Annotated in this window: 19 protein-coding genes; all 19 read right to left on the reverse strand. The window is 41.1% G+C overall.

Annotated elements, in window-relative coordinates:
• Window positions 1–179 precede the first annotated feature (179 nt).
• The 19 genes from KW850_RS04940 to KW850_RS05025 all read right to left on the reverse strand — a co-directional run bounded on the left by KW850_RS04940 (window position 180) and on the right by KW850_RS05025 (window position 20,268).
• Entirely contained in the window at window positions 180–1,115 is a 936-nt protein-coding gene (locus tag KW850_RS04940) for a manganese-dependent inorganic pyrophosphatase (RefSeq protein WP_218346452.1), read from the reverse strand.
• 105 nt (window positions 1,116–1,220) lie between these two features.
• Window positions 1,221–2,078: a GNAT family N-acetyltransferase gene (locus tag KW850_RS04945; RefSeq protein ID WP_218346453.1), complete on the reverse strand. Its 858-nt coding sequence runs from the start codon at window positions 2,076–2,078 to the stop codon at window positions 1,221–1,223.
• A 17-nt stretch (window positions 2,079–2,095) separates the two neighbouring features.
• Complete coding sequence (locus tag KW850_RS33130) at window positions 2,096–2,800, reverse strand: GNAT family N-acetyltransferase (RefSeq protein ID WP_256358086.1); 705 nt, start codon at window positions 2,798–2,800, stop codon at window positions 2,096–2,098.
• A gap of 17 nt (window positions 2,801–2,817) precedes the next feature.
• Entirely contained in the window at window positions 2,818–3,348 is a 531-nt protein-coding gene (locus KW850_RS33135; protein ID WP_256358087.1) for a GNAT family N-acetyltransferase, read from the reverse strand.
• A gap of 120 nt (window positions 3,349–3,468) precedes the next feature.
• Entirely contained in the window at window positions 3,469–4,677 is a 1,209-nt protein-coding gene (locus KW850_RS04955; RefSeq protein ID WP_218346454.1) for an iron-containing alcohol dehydrogenase, read from the reverse strand.
• Window positions 4,678–4,860: 183 nt separating this feature from the next.
• Window positions 4,861–5,754 carry a R2-like ligand-binding oxidase gene (locus tag KW850_RS04960; RefSeq protein WP_218346455.1) on the reverse strand — a complete coding sequence of 298 codons (894 nt, stop codon included), beginning with the start codon at window positions 5,752–5,754 and terminating at the stop codon, window positions 4,861–4,863.
• Between the two features lie 23 nt (window positions 5,755–5,777).
• Complete coding sequence (locus KW850_RS04965; protein ID WP_218346456.1) at window positions 5,778–7,298, reverse strand: class I adenylate-forming enzyme family protein; 1,521 nt, start codon at window positions 7,296–7,298, stop codon at window positions 5,778–5,780.
• 29 nt (window positions 7,299–7,327) lie between these two features.
• Entirely contained in the window at window positions 7,328–8,272 is a 945-nt protein-coding gene (locus tag KW850_RS04970; RefSeq protein WP_218346457.1) for an MBL fold metallo-hydrolase, read from the reverse strand.
• 232 nt (window positions 8,273–8,504) lie between these two features.
• Complete coding sequence (locus KW850_RS04975; protein ID WP_218346458.1) at window positions 8,505–9,710, reverse strand: ABC transporter substrate-binding protein; 1,206 nt, start codon at window positions 9,708–9,710, stop codon at window positions 8,505–8,507.
• An 87-nt stretch (window positions 9,711–9,797) separates the two neighbouring features.
• On the reverse strand, window positions 9,798–10,505 hold the full coding sequence (locus tag KW850_RS04980) for an ABC transporter ATP-binding protein (protein WP_218346459.1): 708 nt from the start codon (window positions 10,503–10,505) through the stop codon (window positions 9,798–9,800).
• Complete coding sequence (locus KW850_RS04985; protein WP_218346460.1) at window positions 10,498–11,265, reverse strand: ABC transporter ATP-binding protein; 768 nt, start codon at window positions 11,263–11,265, stop codon at window positions 10,498–10,500. Before KW850_RS04985 ends, KW850_RS04980 begins: the two co-directional genes overlap by 8 nt.
• A 2-nt stretch (window positions 11,266–11,267) precedes the next feature.
• Window positions 11,268–12,299 (reverse strand): branched-chain amino acid ABC transporter permease, encoded by a 1,032-nt coding sequence (locus tag KW850_RS04990; protein ID WP_218346461.1) that lies wholly within the window; start codon window positions 12,297–12,299, stop codon window positions 11,268–11,270.
• Window positions 12,299–13,165: a branched-chain amino acid ABC transporter permease gene (locus tag KW850_RS04995; RefSeq protein ID WP_218346462.1), complete on the reverse strand. Its 867-nt coding sequence runs from the start codon at window positions 13,163–13,165 to the stop codon at window positions 12,299–12,301. The genes KW850_RS04990 and KW850_RS04995 overlap by 1 nt, the downstream gene beginning before the upstream one ends.
• Before the next feature lie 87 nt (window positions 13,166–13,252).
• The gene (locus KW850_RS05000) at window positions 13,253–14,929 is read right to left on the reverse strand and encodes a long-chain fatty acid--CoA ligase (RefSeq protein ID WP_218346463.1); all 1,677 of its coding nucleotides are present in this window, start codon (window positions 14,927–14,929) and stop codon (window positions 13,253–13,255) included.
• A 323-nt stretch (window positions 14,930–15,252) separates the two neighbouring features.
• Complete coding sequence (locus KW850_RS05005) at window positions 15,253–16,422, reverse strand: thiolase family protein (protein ID WP_218346464.1); 1,170 nt, start codon at window positions 16,420–16,422, stop codon at window positions 15,253–15,255.
• Between the two features lie 363 nt (window positions 16,423–16,785).
• Entirely contained in the window at window positions 16,786–17,559 is a 774-nt protein-coding gene (locus KW850_RS05010; protein ID WP_218346465.1) for an SDR family oxidoreductase, read from the reverse strand.
• A gap of 328 nt (window positions 17,560–17,887) precedes the next feature.
• The gene (locus tag KW850_RS34000) at window positions 17,888–18,037 is read right to left on the reverse strand and encodes a hypothetical protein (protein WP_374226279.1); all 150 of its coding nucleotides are present in this window, start codon (window positions 18,035–18,037) and stop codon (window positions 17,888–17,890) included.
• A 142-nt stretch (window positions 18,038–18,179) separates the two neighbouring features.
• Complete coding sequence (locus KW850_RS05020) at window positions 18,180–19,328, reverse strand: acyl-CoA dehydrogenase family protein (protein ID WP_218346466.1); 1,149 nt, start codon at window positions 19,326–19,328, stop codon at window positions 18,180–18,182.
• 28 nt (window positions 19,329–19,356) lie between these two features.
• The gene (locus KW850_RS05025; protein WP_218346467.1) at window positions 19,357–20,268 is read right to left on the reverse strand and encodes a ketopantoate reductase family protein; all 912 of its coding nucleotides are present in this window, start codon (window positions 20,266–20,268) and stop codon (window positions 19,357–19,359) included.
• Window positions 20,269–20,291: the final 23 nt, after the last annotated feature.

The raw sequence follows: 20,291 nt of genomic DNA on the forward strand, positions 1-20,291 counted from the left end.
TTTTTAAAGGCTTTTTGATTTATCTGCCACTTTGAACACTTTATCTGCCGCTTTTTCATTTTATCGGCCACTTTACGATTTTATCTGCCACTTTCAGTACTTTATCTGCCATTTTCATTTCCACTGGTTTAATAAAAGAAAAAACCGTCCATGAAAATGTCCATGGACGGTTAATTTTACTACTCACCTTTTGTAAAAATATCAGTTAAAACAGGTACAATTTGCTTTTTCCGAGATACAACACCTTTTAATGTAGCTGTGTTATTCGAAAGTGTTACATTATATGCTTTCTCGACCGCAGCTGTTTTGCTTCCTAAAGCTACACCAACTGAATCATTTGTTAAAATATCTGTAACCACAAACAGGAATAAATCTAAGTTCTTTTCTTCGATAATCTTTGAAATTGCTGCCTCTATTTCTTCTTGGCGCGCAAGAACATCTGCTGTGTCAACAACATTCACTTGAGCGATTTCTACTTTACTTGAACCCATTTCAAATCCTTTTGCATCTAGGCTTAGGAGTTCAGAAATAGATTTATCGCGAACGTCTGCCCCAGCTTTTAGCATATCAAGTCCATAAACATCTGCGTCCACTCCAGCAATTTCTGCTAACTCGCGCGCTGCAGCCACATCTTCTGGTGTACAAGTTGGGGATTTAAATAATAAAGAGTCAGAAATAATCGCAGAAAGCATTAAACCTGCAATTTGTTTACTAATTTCTTTATTGTTTTCTTTATACATTTTATTTAGGATGGTTGCCGTACAACCTACAGGCTCGCAGCGGTAATACAATGGATCGCTCGTTTCAAAGTTCGCAATCCGGTGGTGGTCAATAACTTCTAGAACGCGAACATCAGTGATATCATTGGCACTTTGCTGGCGCTCGTTGTGATCGACTAAAATTACGGAGTTCACTTCACTAGCAACGGCCTCAACCAAACGAGGAACTTCAGCGTTGAAATAGTTAAGCGCATATTCTGTTTCACCATTGATTTGTCCTAAACGAACTGGTTCAACATCCAGTCCTAATTGTTTTTTCAAGTCTGCATACGCAATCGCAGAACAAATGGTATCGGTGTCAGGATTTTTATGTCCGAAAATAAGTACTTTTTCCATTTTATTTCTCCTAATCCTATTATTTTATGTAGGTCAAGCCCAATCGACCTGAGAATGGCCCTAACGAAAATTATATAATAATATGATTTAGGATTCAAAAAATTTTTATTGATTAATTTTTTTCATCATTCGAACTTGTTCAGTTGTTTTGACAAATCCCAGCTCTTGTAAGAATGGAATAACAGGATTTGCTACTGACCAATTTATTGTCAGGAAGGTAACGGACTTCAGATTTTCTCCACCAATTGAAGTCAAAATAGACTTAACGGTCTCTTTTTTAACTTCAGCAACTAATTCCAGTTGATATAGAAAGACTTTTTCCAATTGCCCCTGTTGATTCCATGCCCTTTTATATAATGAGTAACCAAGTGGATTCTGATTTTCGTCATAATAAATCTGCGCTTCCCCTGACCTTACACTTTGCCATTGACATTGCCACGGAAGATCTTTTTTATAAAAATCGTAGGTTGGGAGCTGCTCGGGCCGAACAGATTTGCATGGAATCGTGGCATAGTTTAAATCTAATGTCCCACTTAGATAAACTATGGAATCCGTTATTACAAAGCCGAACCGCTGATATAACCGTATTGCCCTTTCATTTTCCTTAATGGCTTCGAGAGTAGCCACTTCAACTCCCTCTTCAGAATAAACGTTTAAGGCTGCCTCCATTAATAGATTGGAAACACCCTTCCCACGATAATCGGGGGCAATTCCAGTCCCGCCATTCCAAGCTGTCTTTTTCCCGGCGATGATTCGGAATCCATTTAGAACGATCGCAACAGGTTCTTCTCCGTCAAAAGCAACCAACGAATGCTGCAAAGACAATCCTTCATTAACCAAACGGTTATAGAATAGTTCAGGTGTCATTTCTAATCGCACAAAATAGCCTTCAAACCCCCGATTCCAAGCCGTAATCGTATCTTGGATTGTACATTCGGTTAATTTTTTAATAATAAGATTCATAGGTTTCTCCTCCTTCTCTAAAACGCTGATATGCATCTTGGCTTTTCTGTAGTTGAAAATAAACTATTGATTGCATTCAAATAACTTGGATTGGACAACTTTGCTTTTCCAAATAAGTATAATTCTTTAAATGAAACGACTCCCATTAATAAAGACGAAAAATCTGATATATCTAGCGAAAACTTAACATCATAGTCACCATGGTCCATTACTTTTATCCTACCTTGGGTTGAGTGAAGAATTAGGTTACGATTATTCTGAGGCAGCATCGTATCTGTAATCTCTAGTTTTACATTTGCAGTGATATGATTGAAATTATGATGTTTTAACTCTTCAAATATCCCTTTAATATCTATGATTCGGTACATTAAGCCAACACCGGAACTATTACTTTCATGGTAGACACTTGGTATGAGATTATTGGATCCATTACGAGGGTCGTCAATCAAGAAATGGACGCTGTCCTCATGTGTATTCCAAACAATCCTATTTACCTGATCAGCCTGACTATGTAGGAAGGTACTCATTTCTAACAACACTTCAGGTGAATCGAAAACAAACTCTTTCATCACTAAATCATTAAAAACAAAATTTGTCTGACTCCTTTTTTCAAATGAGAACAATAGGTATCCTTTGATTTGATCCTCTTGTTCGAAACCAATGAGTCTATTTTCTGGATTTTTGAACATCCCCTCTAGTTCAGCATCCGTTTTTACAAACATACCATTGGTTTGTTCCGCTATTTTGAAATAACATTCTGCAACTTTTCTTTGTCTTCTATACTCAAAAACCGAAAATTTGATTTACTGGGCCCTTTCGGAAAACTTAGTGGTGAGATACGATACTGATGCATTTTCGGCCCATAACCGAAACCCATTTTCTTATAAAAATCAGGACGAAATGGGTACAGCAATACCATGCTTACTCCCTTTTCCAAGAAGATATTCATGAAGGATTCGATTAATTCTTTTGCGACTTTTTCTTTTTTATGTAATAGGTCAACAGCTACGAGGCCAACACCGCCAACGGGAATTAGTTTTGAAAAAAGATTCATTTTATGGTAATGAACCCGCATACCACCTAATAATTTGTTATTCCGAAATAATCCCATGAAATCCAATGACTCATCATTAAATTGGCGGTCGAGTAACCTTTTAAATGTATCTTCTTTCGCCTCAGAGGATGGATTCATAATCCCGGGATATGCATTAGTAACAATATCTATGTAGTTTCGCATTTCTTGTTCATTCAATTTTCTTATCTCACTCATTGAACTTCCTCCCATATCTATGTCTGATATCTATAAAAATAACAATCTTTCTAAAAATTGTCATTTAAAAACCATTATGAATATGGAAACTTTCATAATGGTTTTTCATCAGTTACTAAACTATTTCACAGTCAAAGGAACGACCTTTTGCCCAATTGCGGCAATCAATTCTTTTGGCATTGGAAAGCTTAATGCAGCGGGGTCCTTCATGACCGCTGGAACCGCCAACTGAAGGGCCTCTTCGCTAATATTGAATTGCTTGAAATCAGAAGGTAATCCAACCTTATACTGAAGCAATTTAATTTTTCCAATCACTTTTGCTAACGCTGTTTGTGGAGTATCACCCTTTACATCCACATTCAAGGCTTGTGCTAATTCAGCAGCCTTTGGCAGATATAAATCTGGAACCATTTCCATGACCACTGGTAAAAATACTGCATTTGCCAGGCCATGCGGGATGCGGTACAAGGCGCCATAGGCGTGGGCCATATTGTGGACAGGAATCGCATTTAGAGCAAAACTGAACGCGGTGATTCCCATTAAGCTTGCCTGTAATAAATCCATACGTGCATCAAGGTTTGACCCATCCGTAACGGCAACCGGCAGATTTTTTTCAATTAGACGAATAGCATGGAGGGCATAAGCGTCAGTTAGACCTGTTGCTTTAGGTGAGACAAGCGCCTCGATCGCATGTGTTAAGGCATCAAACCCTGTAAATGCCGTTATCACCGGCGGGAGTCCAACGGTTAAATCAGGATCCAAGATTGCCATATCGGCATTAATAAATGGATTAATAATATTCGTCTTCATTTGGATATCTTCATTAAAAATAACGGCAATCGGTGAAACCTCTGAACCAGTACCCGCTGTGGTCGGGATCGCAATATGCGGAATTGGCATGTAAGTTGCTTTAGGAAACGACTCATACAATAAGCCGTCGGGAATTGCCTCTTTAATATCCGTTAAACCCTTATGGAGCGCATATTTTACCCCTTTTACGGTATCAAGGACACTGCCTCCGCCAACTGCAAGTAAAGAATCAGCACCGATTTCTCTTGCATAACGAACAGCTTCATTTATGCAGCGGCTTTCCGCATCCTGCTTTATATCTAAAAATTGGCCAACCAATTCTGGACCAGAACCATGTCCTGTCAGCGAAAAAATATCGGCCACTTTTTCAACGATACCTGCCGTCTCTAAACCTCTGTCACTTAAAAGGAGCACACGTTTGGCACCAAGACCTGCAAAAAGACTCGGGACCATCGCCCTAGAGTTTGAACCACTATAAATTCCCGTACGTAACATAAACTGGGATAAAGTTGTTTTCATTTTCATCCTCACCTCTACATTAGTTTTGGCCAAACAGAATTCCATACCATTTGCGTCGCTCTACCTCCATAGACATTGAAGTGTGAACATGCTTTACCCGGGCTCTTCAAAATCTATTTCTGTCTAGCACCAGCCCATAGAGGATCGGGAACAAATGCCCATGAACAGGCCTTCCGATTCTTCTTACAATACACCTAACTCACTTTCTGAAAATCTATAAATCTCTTCGATTTTTTTGCCTTTCGCACGGGCTAAGATCTCCATTCGAACAGAGAGTTGTTTTAACGTAAAGTTCATAGTGTCATCCGGATCCCCTCCAAATGCACTTACCTCCCTTCCTGTGATACCTTCTTGATTCAGCCTAATTGCTAATGGAGTCAGTTCGCCCATCTTGGCAGCCACTAAATCAAAGAGATGTGGATGCTCACAAATCAAGCGCTGCAATAGGAATGTTCCATAGCCGATATGCCTGGACTCATCCTTTTTTAAATTACCGATTCCCTCGAGCAGACCAGGCATGAAACCAGCAGTTTCTAAGGCCGCATAAAAGGAAAAATAGCCGGTCTCTGCTAAAACCCCTTCGACAAACATGTTGTAGACCACCGATGCCTCGGCAATGGCTTCTGGAGATTGGTCGGTGATAAGCCGTTCCATTGTCGAGGGGAGAATTTCATAGAAAATCTTCTGGTAGGTTTCTGTATGAAATTGGGATAGGTCCCCTCGTTCATCAATGGCATTCAATACTAACCGGAAAAATTCAGTATGTTTCGCTTCTTCGTATAAAAAGGTCGTTAAGAACATTTCTTCTTCAAGACGTCCTTCCTTCGCAATGGCCATTATTAATGGAAGCAAGTCCAAAGTAACTGCTTCTTCACCAGCTTGAAATTGAGAAATCAACCGCAAAATATCTGCTTTCTGCTCGGCATTCATCACCTTCCAATCTCTTTGATCCTTACTGAAATCGATATCCGCCGGGTTCCACGTCCCTAACCGCTTTGCTTTTTGGTATAATCGGTACGGGAAAGAATCCTCTAGCAATCCTCGGCTGCTCGTTGTTAAGATGGTTCTTTTTTTCATTTTCTTTCTCCTCCTTTTTTCATTTACGGTTTGATGACAATTTCTGATGCCTGCTTACGAAGATGCGTTTTTAATATTTTCCCGACACCATTCCTGGGTAGTGCCTCTAAAAAAACAATTCTTCGCGGTGTTTTGTTTTTCGCTAAATGGTCTTGGCAATAGATGATTAGTTCTTTCTCGGTTACTTCAGAGTCTGGCTTTTTTACAACACAGGCAACCATCTCTTCACCCATTCGTTCATCCGGTACACCCACAACGGCTGCCTCAAACACTTGTTCATGAGCATTCAATATTTCTTCGACATCACGAGGATACACATTAAAGCCGCCGCGAATAATTAAGTCCTTTTTTCGGTCAACAATATAGACATAGCCCTCGTCATCAATCCGCGCCATATCGCCTGTAAATAACCATGAATTCTTTAAAACTCTATTGGTTTCTTCCATATTTTGATAATAGCCTGGCGTAACATTTTCACCACGGACGATTAGTTCCCCCACATCACCCATTGAAACTTCCTCTCCAGTTTCATCGACAATTTTCACCTCAACCCCTGCAATCGGAATCCCAACAGAGCCTGGTTTTATTTCAATGCCTTTCCGGTGAGCAGTAACTACAGGAGCAGCCTCTGATAACCCATAGCCCTCAAAAACTTTTGCGCCAAATTTTTGTTCAAAAGCATGCATTAGGGCAACTGGCAGCGGAGCAGACCCGGAACCAACAGATTCAAGACTAGAGGTGTTAAATTGGTCAACTCTTGGATAAGATACCATGGCGTGAATCATCGCGGGAACGGCTGAGAATGTCTTCACTTTATACTTTTCAATGGACTTAAATACGGCTTCTAGATCAAAGCTTGAAAAAATAACGATGGAGCTGCCTGTAAGATAACAAATATTCGAGATTGTCAGGCCATACACATGCGCAAGTGGCAGGACTCCAAGTGTGGTACCCCGCTCAGTTTCATTATGTTTTGCCGAATTCTCGGCATTGGAAAATAAGTTTTTATGTGTTAGAAGCACTCCTTTTGGATTTCCGGTCGTACCTGAGGTATACAGAATGACGGCTATATCATCCGCGTTCCATTTTTCATCAAGTTGATTTTTGGCAGGGACGAACGCATCATAAAAGTTTTTCGCCCGATCATCTGAAGGCTGATCCACAACAATCAACAGCGGTTTTTCTGGCAATCCTTCTAGTGACATTTCAACATTACTCCGGACTGTGGAGGAGGTAATTACAGCTTTTGCCCCGGAATTCCGTGCGATGTAGTGAAGTTCCTTCGGATGGAGAGTAAACATAACCGGGACAATCGTCGCTCCCGCTCGGGTAATCCCTTGATAGGAAAAGAGGACCTCAGGACAATTGGGCATACAAACCATTACCCTGTCACCCTTAGCAATAAAAAGTCTTCGCAAGCCACAAGCAAATTGGTTAGCGTAATACTTCGTTTCAACATTTGTGAAGGTCTTTTCTTTGTAAAATAAGAAAGGATATTCACCGAAATCGGCGATATTTGTTTCTAGCAGGTCTTTTAGCTTCACACCATCTGCTCCTTTTTTTAAAATCTAGGCTAGATCGAACGATATATAACAACCGACCCTTTTGGTTCATTGCGTATCTGCTGTCTTTCTTCAAGTAAGTCCAAGTGGCCTTGTATTTGTGATAATCCTAGGAACACCGTTTTCCCATGTAAACGAGGATACATTTCCTTGCAAATTTCATAGATGGTTTTATCACCGCTTGAAAGAATCGATAGAATTTGCTCACACCGTTTTTCCTGTTCTAGTAATCTTGTTTTGATTAGTGACAAATGATCGCTAAATGCCTCACCGTGACCTGGGTAAATCATTTTCAGTGGCAGTCGGCTTACTCTTTCAAGCGAGTTTCGGTATTGCATTAATGGCCGTGGACGAATAACCTCACCAGGATTAGGCGGCTCGATAAAGGCATTCACGGAAAAGGCCTTTAATAAATGATCGCCTGCAAATGTATCGCCTGTTTCCTGGTTCCATAGTAAAATATCAGATTGACTATGTCCGGGAACATAAACCACTTCAAACTCCTTCCCACCTAAGAAAATTCCATCATCCTCAGTTATATATGTAACATTCCTCCAATTTTCCTCTTTAAATGGACGTTCGATGATGTGCTTTAATGGATTGGCACCACAGGTCGTTAAAAACTGATGAAAATATGCCTGTACTCGTTCATACTCTTCTATTCTTGCATTAATGGACCATCTTGCCTGTTCATGGACATAGATTGGCAACTCTATTTCTTCCTGTATGAAAGGGATTGCTCCCGCATGGTCGATATGAATGTGGGTAAGGACAATCTGATCAATATCCTTCAATGTAACTCCGTGCGTATGTAGTTTACTTTTAAGTTGTTGAAATGACGCCTTACCAGGGTTACCTGTGTCGATTAATGTTACTGAATCACCAATTGCCAAAAAGGCATTAACCGTTCCCTCGGCGAAGTGGGTTTCTAATTCAAGCGGAACAATTCTAAACAATCTGTTTCCCCCTCCTTTTTGAAACACTATATAACTATTACTTTTGACAGGAGGATTGACCAAAGCACTATCAAAACTATATTTCTCCATCACACGAAATATGAATACGTTTTTCCTATTAGTCTCAAAATTTTTATTTTTTTCAAAAAATAATTTAAGTAAATGGCCCCCTTGAAAACATACGTAAATGAATTTACGTATAAATAACAAGGGGGTATTCAATTAAAAGCGATTATTTCTTCAGCTTAATAGGGACAATTTTCCCCTCCTCAATAGCTGCCACTTCTAATTCTCCATCAAAACCGCCGCCAGCAAACTTCGTGAAATCATAAATCTTTACATTATCAGGGATATTTTCAACTCCAGCTTGCATTTGCGCTTGGATTTTTTCAGCGTCATCGACGGATCCAGCTGCCTTCATCGCTTCTGCAAAAATATAGGTTGCAATATAATTTAGACCTGCTTCTGAGCCAGGGGTCTCCCCATATTTCTCCTTATATTTTTTTGCAAATTCAGGGATTGCAGGGCTATTTGATTCAACTAACGGCATGACCCCGATAGAACCATTTAGTACATCATAAGAATCGGTAACCGCTTTCATCTCATCGAATTTTGCTTGGTCCATCACAATGAATCCACCCTTAAAGCCTAACTCTCTCGCTTGTTTCGCAACTTTCGCAGTTGGCTCAGAGGCACCGCCTATGAATAGCACATCTGGCTTTTTCTTTAAAGCATTGGTGACGATAGTAAAGAAGTCTGTCTCTTTCGTAAAGTCGATAGAAGAATTATAAACAACCTTTCCACCTTCTTTTTCCCAATGAGACTTTAGTTTGTCAGACCAGTCCTTTCCATATTGTGAAGCTGTTGGCAGGAAGGCAATCTTCTTTCCAAACTTTTCCATTTCATAACTCGTGAAAGGTTCTAAGTATCCATCATAACGAGGGGGAATACGAACGGTCAGATTATTACCTACCTCTGAAACTTTTGGTTCACTCGTATAGGCACCGATGATAAATTTATCTTGTTGGTTGAATACCTGAAGGGCAAATACGCCTCCACTATGAGGTGTAAAAATAATTGGGGTTTTATTTTCCTGAATTAATCGCTTGGCATTGGCTCCTGCCTCATTCGGTAAGTATTTATCGTCTAATGATACGATATTTAGGTTATATTTTTTCCCGGCGACTTCAATCCCGCCTGCACGATTAATCTCCTCGGCAGCCATCTTCACACCGTTTAAGGTTCGCTCCCCATAGAATGCAGCCGGCCCGCTTAATGGTCCAGTATAACCAATGTTAACAGTAGCAGCGCCATCATTTTTACCGCCTGCAGCTGGTTGGGTGTTAGCTGGTTTTTCGGATGTGCTATTACATGCTGCCAAACTAAAAATCATGACAAAGATAAAACCCATCATTAACAGAGACTTGATTCTTTTCATTTAATTTCCCCCTTTTATTTACCTGAATTTTCAGTTACTTTTAGTGATGAATCGACCGTTCATCACCCCTTTTAAAAGCATGGTTTGTCATGCCCCAATGTAAGCTTTTCTTATTCCATCGTTTGCAAATAACTCCTGGGACGTGCCTTGTAATACAATGGAGCCATTTTCAAAAACATAGCCTTTATCAGCTATTTTTAGAGCAGCATTCGCATTTTGTTCTGCTAACAATATGGTCGTTCCCGCTTTATTAATCTTTTGAATCACCGTAAACATTTGCTCTACAATAAGTGGGGCAAGTCCTACAGATGGTTCGTCGAGAAGCATCAGTTTCGGTTTTGACATTAATGCCCTGCCTATAGCTAACATTTGCTGCTGTCCTCCGCTTAGAGAACCCGCTGCATCATTTCTTTTTTCTTTTAAGATAGGAAAAAGTTCGTAAACATGCTCGAGTGACTGTTTGATATCTCCTTTATGCCTGCGATGTATATATGCACCCATACGCAGGTTTTCCTCTACAGACATGGCCGGAAAAAGCTTTCGTCCTTCTGGGCATTGACCGATACCTAATTGGACAATTTGATCAGCTGATCGCTTGTTTAGTTTTTTTCCTTGAAAAATGATCTCTCCAGCTGAGAGCTTGTTTAATCCGCTAATCGTACGAAAGGTGGTGCTTTTTCCAGCGCCATTTGAACCTAATAAGACGACGATTTCCCCTTCGTTTACTTCAATATTCACGTCATGAATGGCGGTAAAGCTTCCATATTTGACAGAGACATCTTTTACATTAAGCAATCGCGCTCCCTCCCAAATAAGCCTTAATAACCATCTCGTTATTACGAATTTCATCAGGGCTTCCTTCAGCAATTTTTTCACCGTAATTCAAAACCATAATTTTATCTGCAATTTTCATGATCATTTGCATCTTGTGCTCGATTAAACACACCGTAATCCCGGAAGAGACCATTTTTTTCATTAACTCGGCGAGGCCTTCTGTTTCATCGGGATTAACCCCTGCTGCTGGTTCATCTAGAAAGACAACTTCAGGATTGGTAGCAAGGGCTAACGCAAAGGCGGTTCGTTTTTTTTCTTCTTGCGTTAAACTGCCAACTAGTTTACTGGCAACATTTTTTAATTCCACAAATTCAAGTACTTCCATTGCTTTTTCGCGGCATTGTGCTTCCTCCGATTTAAGACGTGGTGTCCTAAAGATAGCATCCAGCAAGTTTGATTTTGTCCTTAACCGATGCCCGACTATGACATTGTCTAAAACGGTTGATTTCTCAAACAGATTGGTTGTTTGAAACGTGCGGGCCACTCCCAACTTTGCAATTTTATCGGAAGGTAAGGTGGTAATATCTCGACTATTAAAAATGACTGAACCTGAGGTCGGACGATGAAAGCCGCTAATTAAGTTAAAAAATGTAGATTTCCCTGCCCCATTCGGACCAATGATGGCATTGATTTTCCCTTTTTCGATCGCAAAATCAACATTGTTTACAGCTATTAGTCCTCCAAATCTTTTTGTTAAATTCTTCGTTTCTAAAAAAATCATTTTCACCCCTCCTTTACCTGCTTGTCAGGGTGTATTTCAGCCCTGATTGCGCCATTCCCACTAACTTTTGTCCTGTGAAGTTCCTTTTTCCCCTTAAGCTTTGTATACGTGCTTGAAACAGCACCGACAATTCCGCGCGGGTAAAAAATGACCAACAAGGTTAAAACAGGACCAAAAATGAGCATCCGGTACTCCTGAAAACCCTGAAGTTGCTGTGAGAGCCAAACAATAAGCAGTGTTCCGACAAGCGGTCCACTTAAGGTACCAATCCCGCCAATAAGTAAATAGGTTAGTAAATCAAAGGTAATTGAAATGGATCCAATATCTGGTCCGATAAAGCGGACAAAAGAGGCATAAAGCGCCCCAGACAGACCGGCAAACAGGGTCGATAACACGAAGACAGTTAGTTTGTTTTTCATCGTTGAGATTCCAATCGTCTTCGCTAAATCTTCACTATTACGTATGGCGATATAGGTTCTTCCTGATAAAGAATGCACAATTCGATACATGACAAGAACTACAAGGAGCAAGAAAAACAAGACCAAATAATAATGAGAGATCTCGGATTCAAAATTAATTAGACCAATTCCTGCCGGTGCTGGAATCCCAATCAGCCCCCGTACCCCTTCCGTTAAGCTGTCCCATTTATCGATAATAAGATAAAGGATATATCCTAAGCACAAGGTATAGATGGCGAAAAAATGTTCCTTCGTCCGAAAGGCGATGATGCCCACAACAAGTCCGATTAGACTAGTAATGAATAAGGATAATAGAAAGGCTAGCCAGAAATTCAACTGCACTTTTACCGTTAAGATCCCTAATGAATAGGCTCCTATAGCAAAGAAGCCTGAATGTGCCAATGATAGATAGCCGGTATAACCCGCAAGTAAATTTAGCCCGTAGACACCAATCATCCAAATAAAAGAGAGGGTCATGACATGAACAAAGTAGGTGTTATCAGTCATTAAAGGAAATACGACAGCCAGTAAAATTAAAAATGAAATGGTGTTTCTTTTGTTAATTACCTTTGACATTAATGCTGGCCCCCCTTTGAAAACAAACCGGTTGGCTTTACTGTTAAAATAATGACTAAGAGGACGAAGGCAATAATGTCCTTGTAATCATTTGAAACATAGGTCGCGCCTAAGCTCTCGCTAAATCCTAAAATATACCCTCCGACAATGGCACCAGGAATACTTCCCATACCGCCAAGGATAATGATGACAAACGCTTTTAAAATAACAAGTTGTCCCATTCCTGGGAATACTAGATTAATAGGTGCAGAGAGAGAGCTGGCGATCGCAGCAAGCCCACCAGATATCATAAAGGTAAGCATCGCAACCTTGTTTGTGTTAATCCCAACCAGATTGGCTCCTTCTCGATTTTGGGACATCGCGATAATGGTTGCCCCAGTATAGGTCTTTTTTAAGAAAAGGTATAAAAGGACCATGACAACTAGAGCTGCAACAACGATGAGAATTCGCTGCATCGTAAACGTTAACCCAAGGATCTGGACGACCTCTCCGTAAGGTGTTGGCATTGACTGGTATTCAGCACCCCAATAAAATTGGGCGAAGGCTTCTAAGAATAGTAATATTCCAATTGCAGCAATCTTATCGTGGATGGGCGGCGCTTCCCTAAGCGGATGAAAAACAAACCTTTCCATCAATACACCTATGAGACCAACAACAATAACAGAAACGAAAATGGCAATCCAATAATGTAGTCCAAATTTGGTCATCATCGTTAAGGTTATGTATCCACCCATCATGTATAAGGCTCCATGCGCAAAATTTGGAATGTGCAGAATTCCATAAACGAGTGTTAATCCTAGGGCAACAAGAGCGTATACGCTGCCGATGGTTAAACCATTAAATAACTGTTGTATAAGTATCTCCATAGTCTCCCCCTTTAACCTTTGTCAAAGTAGTCTATTAAAAGGTATGAACAGGGAGCTTCCAATTGGCGCTCCCCTTGTTGAGATAAGTTACTGAACCTTATTTGAGACTTTCACTTTTTCCTCTTCTTGGAGGGTGCGCCATAATATTTTGCCGCTTGACGTCATTGGGAACTGCTTTCTGAACTCAATTTGTCTCGGGTATTTATAAGCAGCCATATGTTGTTTCGACCATTCGATTATTTCCTCTGCACTGACTTTCCCTTCAAAGCCGTCGTTTAAAATAACAAAGGCCTTTACCGTTTCACCCCGTCTTGTATCTGGCACACCTACAACACAAGCCTGTTGAATGGCCGGATGCTTATAGAGGTAAGATTCAACCTCGGTTGGCCAAACCTTATATCCCGAAGCATTGATCATTCGTTTGACACGATCTACGATGAAGAAATAGCCTTCTTCGTCATAGCGGCCGATATCACCAGTTCGAAAGAATTTTTTTCCTTCGATATCAATAAAGGCACTTCTATTTTCATCATCGCGATTAAAGTAGCCAACCATTACCTGCGGACCGTTTACGACAATTTCTCCGACTTCCCCGACACCTAGTTCTTTTCCAGTCGCAGGTTCGATGATTCTAGCATCTACATCAAATGATGGAATGCCAAGGCATTGCATTTTCGGTCGTTCGGCTGGATTGAAATGGGTCTGTGCAATCGTTTCGGAAAGTCCATAGCCTTCCACAAAGCGCAATCCAGTTAGATTAAATAATTTTTCACCAACTGCTTCAGGTAAAGCGGCTCCGCCTCCGGAAATGGAAGTTAACGAGGAAATATCCTCTGCTTTTAGTTTTGGAATAGAAAGGAAATCAACAATCATTGTCGCTATTGTCACCCAATGGGTACAATTTAGTGTTTTTATCATTTCGACTGCAAGGTCTCGATTCCATCGTGTCAGGATGACCATCATGCTCCCGCTGTAGATAGGCATATGCATACTGTGGACCATTCCTGTTACGTGAAAAAGAGGCAAGGACATTAAATGAACAGCATTTGGTGTTGATGATGACCAATGGTATGCACCCACTGTGTTTGCATTGATTGTTCGGTTCGTATGCATGCAGCCTTTTGGCAGACCTGTTGTCCCTGAGGTATACGGTAGACAGGCTAAATCATCGCCCTTGGCAGTATGCTCTGTTGGTGTAAAATTTGTCTGAATCGCCTCGTTCCAAAGATAATGCCCATCATTTGAAAAAGGAACTCGGGCAGCCTCTACCTCTTTCGGCAGCAATCCTTCGAAATCTTCGCCGGCGTAATCGGAGTAGGCGGCAATGACCATATTCTCTAACGAAGTTTTCCCTACCAATGGACGGATTCGGTCATATAGTTCCTGCCCCGCTAAAGCGGTCTTGATTTCACAATCACGTACATAAAATTCTAATTCATCTGCAACTAACATGGGATTGATTGGAACAACCACGGCATTAGCTCGTAAAATCGCATAGTAGCCAATCACAAACTGCGGTGAATTCTGCATAAAAAGTAAAACCTTTTCGCCTTTTTGGACGCCGAGTTTGTGTTGCAGATACCCAGCCAAAGCGTTTACTTCGGTATCAAGCTGCTCGTAGGATAATGTGTTCCCATAGTAGTAAATAGCATCTTGGTCCGGATAGCGGTTTGCACTGACTTTAAGATTGTCATACAGGGAAGTAGATGGAACTTTTAAAGATTTAGAGATTTTTGGCCAAAAATCATAATGAAGAGTCAGCATGGACATCACTCCTTGTTGAATAGAATGGTGGAATTTATTGTAAACGCTGTCATTTTATGAAAACCCTTTTTTCTTTTTTTACTAGGCTCTGTTAAACTTGCCTGTTGATTTCCGCTCCAGGGGCTTGCGGTTCGCGGGAGGTCCGGCGAGCCACCTCGTCGCTGCGCTCCTGCGGGGTATCCCCTGCCCCGTCCTCCCGCAGGAGTCTTCGTGCCTTCCCTCTAATCAACAGGGAGCCAAAATCAACAATAAGCTTTACCATAGCCTTTAACTAAGAAGGAGACAATGTTGCCTCCTTTTCTCTGGGTGTCTAACACTATGAACTATTCTCGTTCAATAATCGTAGCAATCCCTTGCCCGCCGCCGATACAAGCGGTAATCAGCGCGTATTTCCCAGCTGATCGTTTAAGTTCATAGACTGCTTTGGTGACAAGGATGGCACCTGTTGCCCCGAGTGGATGGCCATGGGCGATGGCGCCGCCGTTTACATTCACTTTATTAATATCCATCTCTAGTTCGCGATTACAAGCTAAGACCTGTGCCGCAAATGCTTCATTTATTTCAATAACGTCCATTTCTTTTAACGAATACCCTGATTTTTCGAGTACTTTTTTTACAGCAGGGACAGGTCCGATCCCCATTATGTTCGGGTCTACACCGGCAACAGCATATGCTCGGATCACCGCAAGCGGTGTTAGATTTAATTCCTCTGCTTTTTCTCTTGACATTATCACAAGTGCTGATGCCGCATCATTTAAGCCGGAACTATTACCAGCAGTAACGGTACCGCCTTTTAGAAAAACTGGCTGCAGCTTTGCCAATGCCTCAAAAGTTGTTTGCGGGCGCGGATGTTCATCAATATTAAAAATAACTGGTTCACCCTTTTTTACTGGAATTCTGATTGGAACAATTTGCTCATCGAACCGCCCTTCCTGCATCGCAATCGCCATGCGCTGTTGGCTTTGGAGAGCGAATTGATCCTGCTCTTCTCTAGTAATCTGATATTTTTCCACCAGGTTTTCAGCCGTAATGCCCATTGGCGGGTCCCCAATTTCTTTTGGTGACAACTGTGATTTTCTAAAACTTGGCGGTACAGGGCTAAACGGTTTTTCAGGCCGATCCATCAAATAGGGTGCGCGGCTCATGCTTTCAGTTCCGCCCGCAATATAGATATCGCCATCACCAGCGCGAATCGCTTGAGCGGCTAGATTAATTGCATTAATTCCTGACCCGCACTGCCGGTCAACCGTTACGCCTGGTAACTCTAGTGATAACCCAGTCTGTAGGGCTGTTAATCTAGCAATATTTCCACCGCCTGAAAGAACATTTCCAAAAATAACATCGTCAACCATCTCAGGTTTTATATTTGCGCGTTTAACGGCTTCTTTAATGACCTCTGCACCTAATACATGGGCAGGAACACCAGCAAGAGCACTTCCCTGTCTGCCAATCGCGGTTCTTACAGCTGAAACAATGACTGCATCTCTCTTCATAGCTCTTTCACCTCTTGAATTTGCAATTTTTATTACAAGTTGAACATTTTCATGAAAAATGATCGATGTTTCTGTATCCATAACCCTTATAAGGTCCATTTATTGGTGTAAACGGGATTCTATCAGCGAATTCTTGGATTCTATCAGCGGATTTTTTGGTTCTATCAGCGAATTTTTTGGTTCTATTGGCGAATTTTTTGGTTCTATTGGCGAATTTTTTGGTTCTATTGGCGAATTTTCCAGTTCAATCCGCAAATTCATAATTCTACGAGCAAATCCCCTGTTCAATGGGCGAATACCGTAGTTCTACGAGCGAATTCCTTCGTTTTATGGGCGAATTCTCCACTTCAATGAGCGAATCCCCTACATCGCATGTGAGCCGCCATCGACGACCACGACATCACCTGTTACAAAATCGGAAGCTGGTGCAGCAAGGAATAAGGCAACGCCTTTAAGGTCATTTTCAGAACCAAATTTTCTTAATGGTGTTCCTTCTAGAATTGCTTCTCCCCCTTGATCCAACAACCCTTTTGACATTTTTGTTGGGAAAAATCCTGGGGCAATTGCATTTACATAAATGCCGCTCGGACCCCATTTGACTGCCAAGTCCTTCGTAAAAGTAATCACTGCCCCTTTGCTAGAGTTATAGCCAATCGCATTCATATACTTTGGGTTACTTCCTTTTAACCCAGCCACAGAAGCAATGTTGATTATTTTCCCAGATTTTTGTTGAAGCATTACTTTGCCGACCGCTTGTGACATTAAGAATGTACCAGTTACATTGACATCCATGACCTTTTTCCATGCTTCGAGCGGCATTTCCTCTACTGGAGCGCCCCAAGAGGCACCACTATTGTTGACAAGAATATCAATTCTCCCAAATCGTTCCATTGTCTGTTCGACAACCATCCTAACATCATCCGGGTTGGTAACATCACATTTTAAGGCGAAGGTATCCACTCCTAGTTTTTTCAACCCTTCACTTACTTCCTCACAGGCCTCCAATTTTCTTGAACAAACCACTACATGTGCGCCTGCTTCGGCAAAGCCTTCGGCTATCTGCTGGCCAAGTCCCCTGCCGCCCCCTGTAACAATGGCAACTTTTCCTGTTAAATCAAACAACGCTTTTACATTCATCTATCGTTCCTCCTTTTTAAAAAAAACACAATTCGAGCTCCTTGTCCGTTCTTTTGGTAAACTGCATCCTGCTCTATCACCCAAAATACTAACCGGTTGGTATGTAGATAATCAATATAATATCAAAATTTTCATAATATTCAACATCTAATGATTCGTCAATTTTTTCATTAATATTGTAAAAACATTTTAACTAGATTATTAAAATGACCAATAGTCATTTAAGCTGTCAACTTCCCCACCAATAAAAGGTAGGTTTATTCTATTAACATTAAATTTGATGCCTGTATCTGCGAAAAAACCAGCAGCAATTGGATACTAATATTCATCAAAGTAGTTCAACCATGATCGCCATTCCCTGTCCCCCTCCGACACATAGCGTGGCGATTCCCCTTTTTTCCTCCCATCTTGCCAGTTCATAGATTAAGGTCGTCAATATCTTTGCCCCGGCTGCCCCAAGCTGGTGTCCAAAGGCAATGGCCCCGGCATTTCAATTCACTCGATCGACATCCAAATCAAGCTAGCGAATAACCGCAAGTCCTTGTGAACCAAAGGCCTCATTTTATTCAATCAAGTCAATAATCATTCATCCTATCACCCACTTTTTCTATAAAAATAGTTTAGCTGTATTCCTTTTCTAATTGCGCGGCAATGATATTTTTCTGAATTTCCGACGTTCCCTCATAGATTCTCGTGATTCGGGCATCTCGATAAAAACGCTCGACTGGGTAGTCAGCAATATAGCCAAGCCCGCCGTGTATTTGCACTGCCTTATCGGCGACACGGTTGTACACCTCTGACCCGTAGAGCTTGAGCATAGCAGCTTCTTTAATGACTTTCATCTCTTTATCTACCATCCAGGCGACACGATAGGTAAACGAACGCAGCGCTTCAATTTCAACCGCCATTTCAGCGAGCATATGGCTGACTGCCTGGTTCGTAATGATGGGTTTCCCGAATTGAATCCGTTCCTTCGCATATCTCGTTGACATGTCAAGGAGTTTTTGACAGGATCCCAGATTACGAGACGCGAGTCCAGCCCGGCCATTCGTCAGAATTTTTAATGCATTGAGATAGCCTTGTCCCACTATCCCTAATACATTTTCGACTGGAACTTCACAATCCTCGAAAATTAATTCGGCAGAATGCGAACCCCTCAATCCCATTTTTTTCTCGATTATTCCTATTTTGAGCCCAGGAAAGTCTTTTTCTACAATGAACGAAGTAATTCCCTTCGCGCCCTTTCCTGGATCAGTAGTAGCCATCACGGTAAAAACACTCGCCTCAGTTGCATTCGTTATATAATGCTTCAAACCGTTTAAGATGTATTTATCTCCTTTTCTAACCGCTGATGTCTTCAAATTGGCCGCATTTGAGCCTGCTTCTGGTTCGGTTAAAGCAAATGCTCCAATCTTTTCACCGCTTGCCATGTCAGGAAGATATTTTTTCTTTTGCAATTCATTTCCCAATTCAACAATACCAACAGTTCCAATCCCTGTATGTGCCCCTATTAACGTGGTATAGCCGTTATGAGTCTGGCCAATTTCCTCGTATAAGGCACATTTGCCAAGCATCCCAATCCCAAGCCCGCCATAGTCTTCTGGAATACTTAACCCAAATAATCCTAACTCCTTCGAGAGATCTATAATTCTTTCCGGGATTTGGTTTTCTTCTTCAATTTGCATGGCTACCGCTTCAACTTCTGTTTGAACAAAATCCCTTACAATCTTTTTTAAAAATAGAATATCCTCATCAAATTCAAAGTTCATGGATTCACCTCCTGAATGAAACGTTATTTTATTCTCTGTTAATTTGATAATTTAATAAATAATAAATGGTTTGCAGAACAGGGGTTTCAACCTTTACTTCTCTTCCTTTTTTCACGATATATCCACAGATTGATTCTAATTCCATCGTTTTGCCTTTCAGCCTATCCTGAAGCATGGAAGTTTGATGATCCTTTGCTAATTGTCCTTGTGCCAAAATGGTTTCATAAAAATCTTCTTCCATATCAATCCCCAATCCAACTGCAACAGCTATTGATTCTTTGCAAATTTTTATAGCCAGTTGGTGCAAGCCCTCATCATCATAAATGGCACCAACCCTTGACTCAATCAGAGCTGTTAATGGATTAAAGGTTACATTCCACAATAGCTTGTTCCATTTTATTTTAATAACATTAGGGGATGTGAAGCTTTCTATGTTTGCTTCATTAAAAAATGTTGCTATCTCATCTACCTTATTAGCTAAATTGGCGTCTACTGTCCCGATAATTAATCTTGGAGGTACACCAATCTGCTTTACTACACCCGAGTCTGTAACGCTTGCTTGGATGTAAGCAGCTGCTGAAAGTATTCTCCTTTCACCAAAAATGGAAGAAAGAATTTCTTCATTGTCCACTCCATTTTGAAGCGTCATGATTAGGCAGTTTTCTTTTAAAAACGGCTGAAGATGGATGGCAACATCATTTGTATCTGTCGCTTTTACACAAAATAACAGCAAATCTATATCGGAAAATGCCTCATATTGGTCGGTAAAGATACCATCGATAGTGAATTCTTCCGCTTCACTTTCAATCATTAAGCCTTTTTCCTGCAACCTCTCGAGGCTGTTTCCCCTGGCAAGGAAAACGACATCATTACCGGCCTTCTTTAATAGTCCGCCAAAATAGCCGCCGACCGCTCCAGTTCCTGCAACACCGATTTTCATTCTGCATCCTCCAGGTATGGTGG

The organism is Bacillus sp. sid0103 (assembly GCF_019219025.1).

Excerpts from the sequence above, each read along its gene's own strand:
- KW850_RS05020 (WP_218346466.1), bottom strand. The coding sequence starts at position 19,328 with ATGAACTTTGAATTTGATGAGGATATTCTATTTTTAAAAAAGATTGTA.
- KW850_RS04985 (WP_218346460.1), bottom strand. The coding sequence starts at position 11,265 with ATGATTTTTTTAGAAACGAAGAATTTAACAAAAAGATTTGGAGGACTA.
- KW850_RS33135 (WP_256358087.1), bottom strand. The coding sequence starts at position 3,348 with ATGAGTGAGATAAGAAAATTGAATGAACAAGAAATGCGAAACTACATA.
- KW850_RS04990 (WP_218346461.1), bottom strand. The coding sequence starts at position 12,299 with ATGTCAAAGGTAATTAACAAAAGAAACACCATTTCATTTTTAATTTTA.
- KW850_RS04995 (WP_218346462.1), bottom strand. The coding sequence starts at position 13,165 with ATGGAGATACTTATACAACAGTTATTTAATGGTTTAACCATCGGCAGC.
- KW850_RS04975 (WP_218346458.1), bottom strand. The coding sequence starts at position 9,710 with ATGAAAAGAATCAAGTCTCTGTTAATGATGGGTTTTATCTTTGTCATG.
- KW850_RS05000 (WP_218346463.1), bottom strand. The coding sequence starts at position 14,929 with ATGCTGACTCTTCATTATGATTTTTGGCCAAAAATCTCTAAATCTTTA.
- KW850_RS04955 (WP_218346454.1), bottom strand. The coding sequence starts at position 4,677 with ATGAAAACAACTTTATCCCAGTTTATGTTACGTACGGGAATTTATAGT.
- KW850_RS05005 (WP_218346464.1), bottom strand. The coding sequence starts at position 16,422 with ATGAAGAGAGATGCAGTCATTGTTTCAGCTGTAAGAACCGCGATTGGC.
- KW850_RS04960 (WP_218346455.1), bottom strand. The coding sequence starts at position 5,754 with ATGAAAAAAAGAACCATCTTAACAACGAGCAGCCGAGGATTGCTAGAG.
- KW850_RS04945 (WP_218346453.1), bottom strand. The coding sequence starts at position 2,078 with ATGAATCTTATTATTAAAAAATTAACCGAATGTACAATCCAAGATACG.
- KW850_RS04940 (WP_218346452.1), bottom strand. The coding sequence starts at position 1,115 with ATGGAAAAAGTACTTATTTTCGGACATAAAAATCCTGACACCGATACC.
- KW850_RS05025 (WP_218346467.1), bottom strand. The coding sequence starts at position 20,268 with ATGAAAATCGGTGTTGCAGGAACTGGAGCGGTCGGCGGCTATTTTGGC.
- KW850_RS33130 (WP_256358086.1), bottom strand. The coding sequence starts at position 2,800 with ATGTTTGTAAAAACGGATGCTGAACTAGAGGGGATGTTCAAAAATCCA.
- KW850_RS05010 (WP_218346465.1), bottom strand. The coding sequence starts at position 17,559 with ATGAATGTAAAAGCGTTGTTTGATTTAACAGGAAAAGTTGCCATTGTT.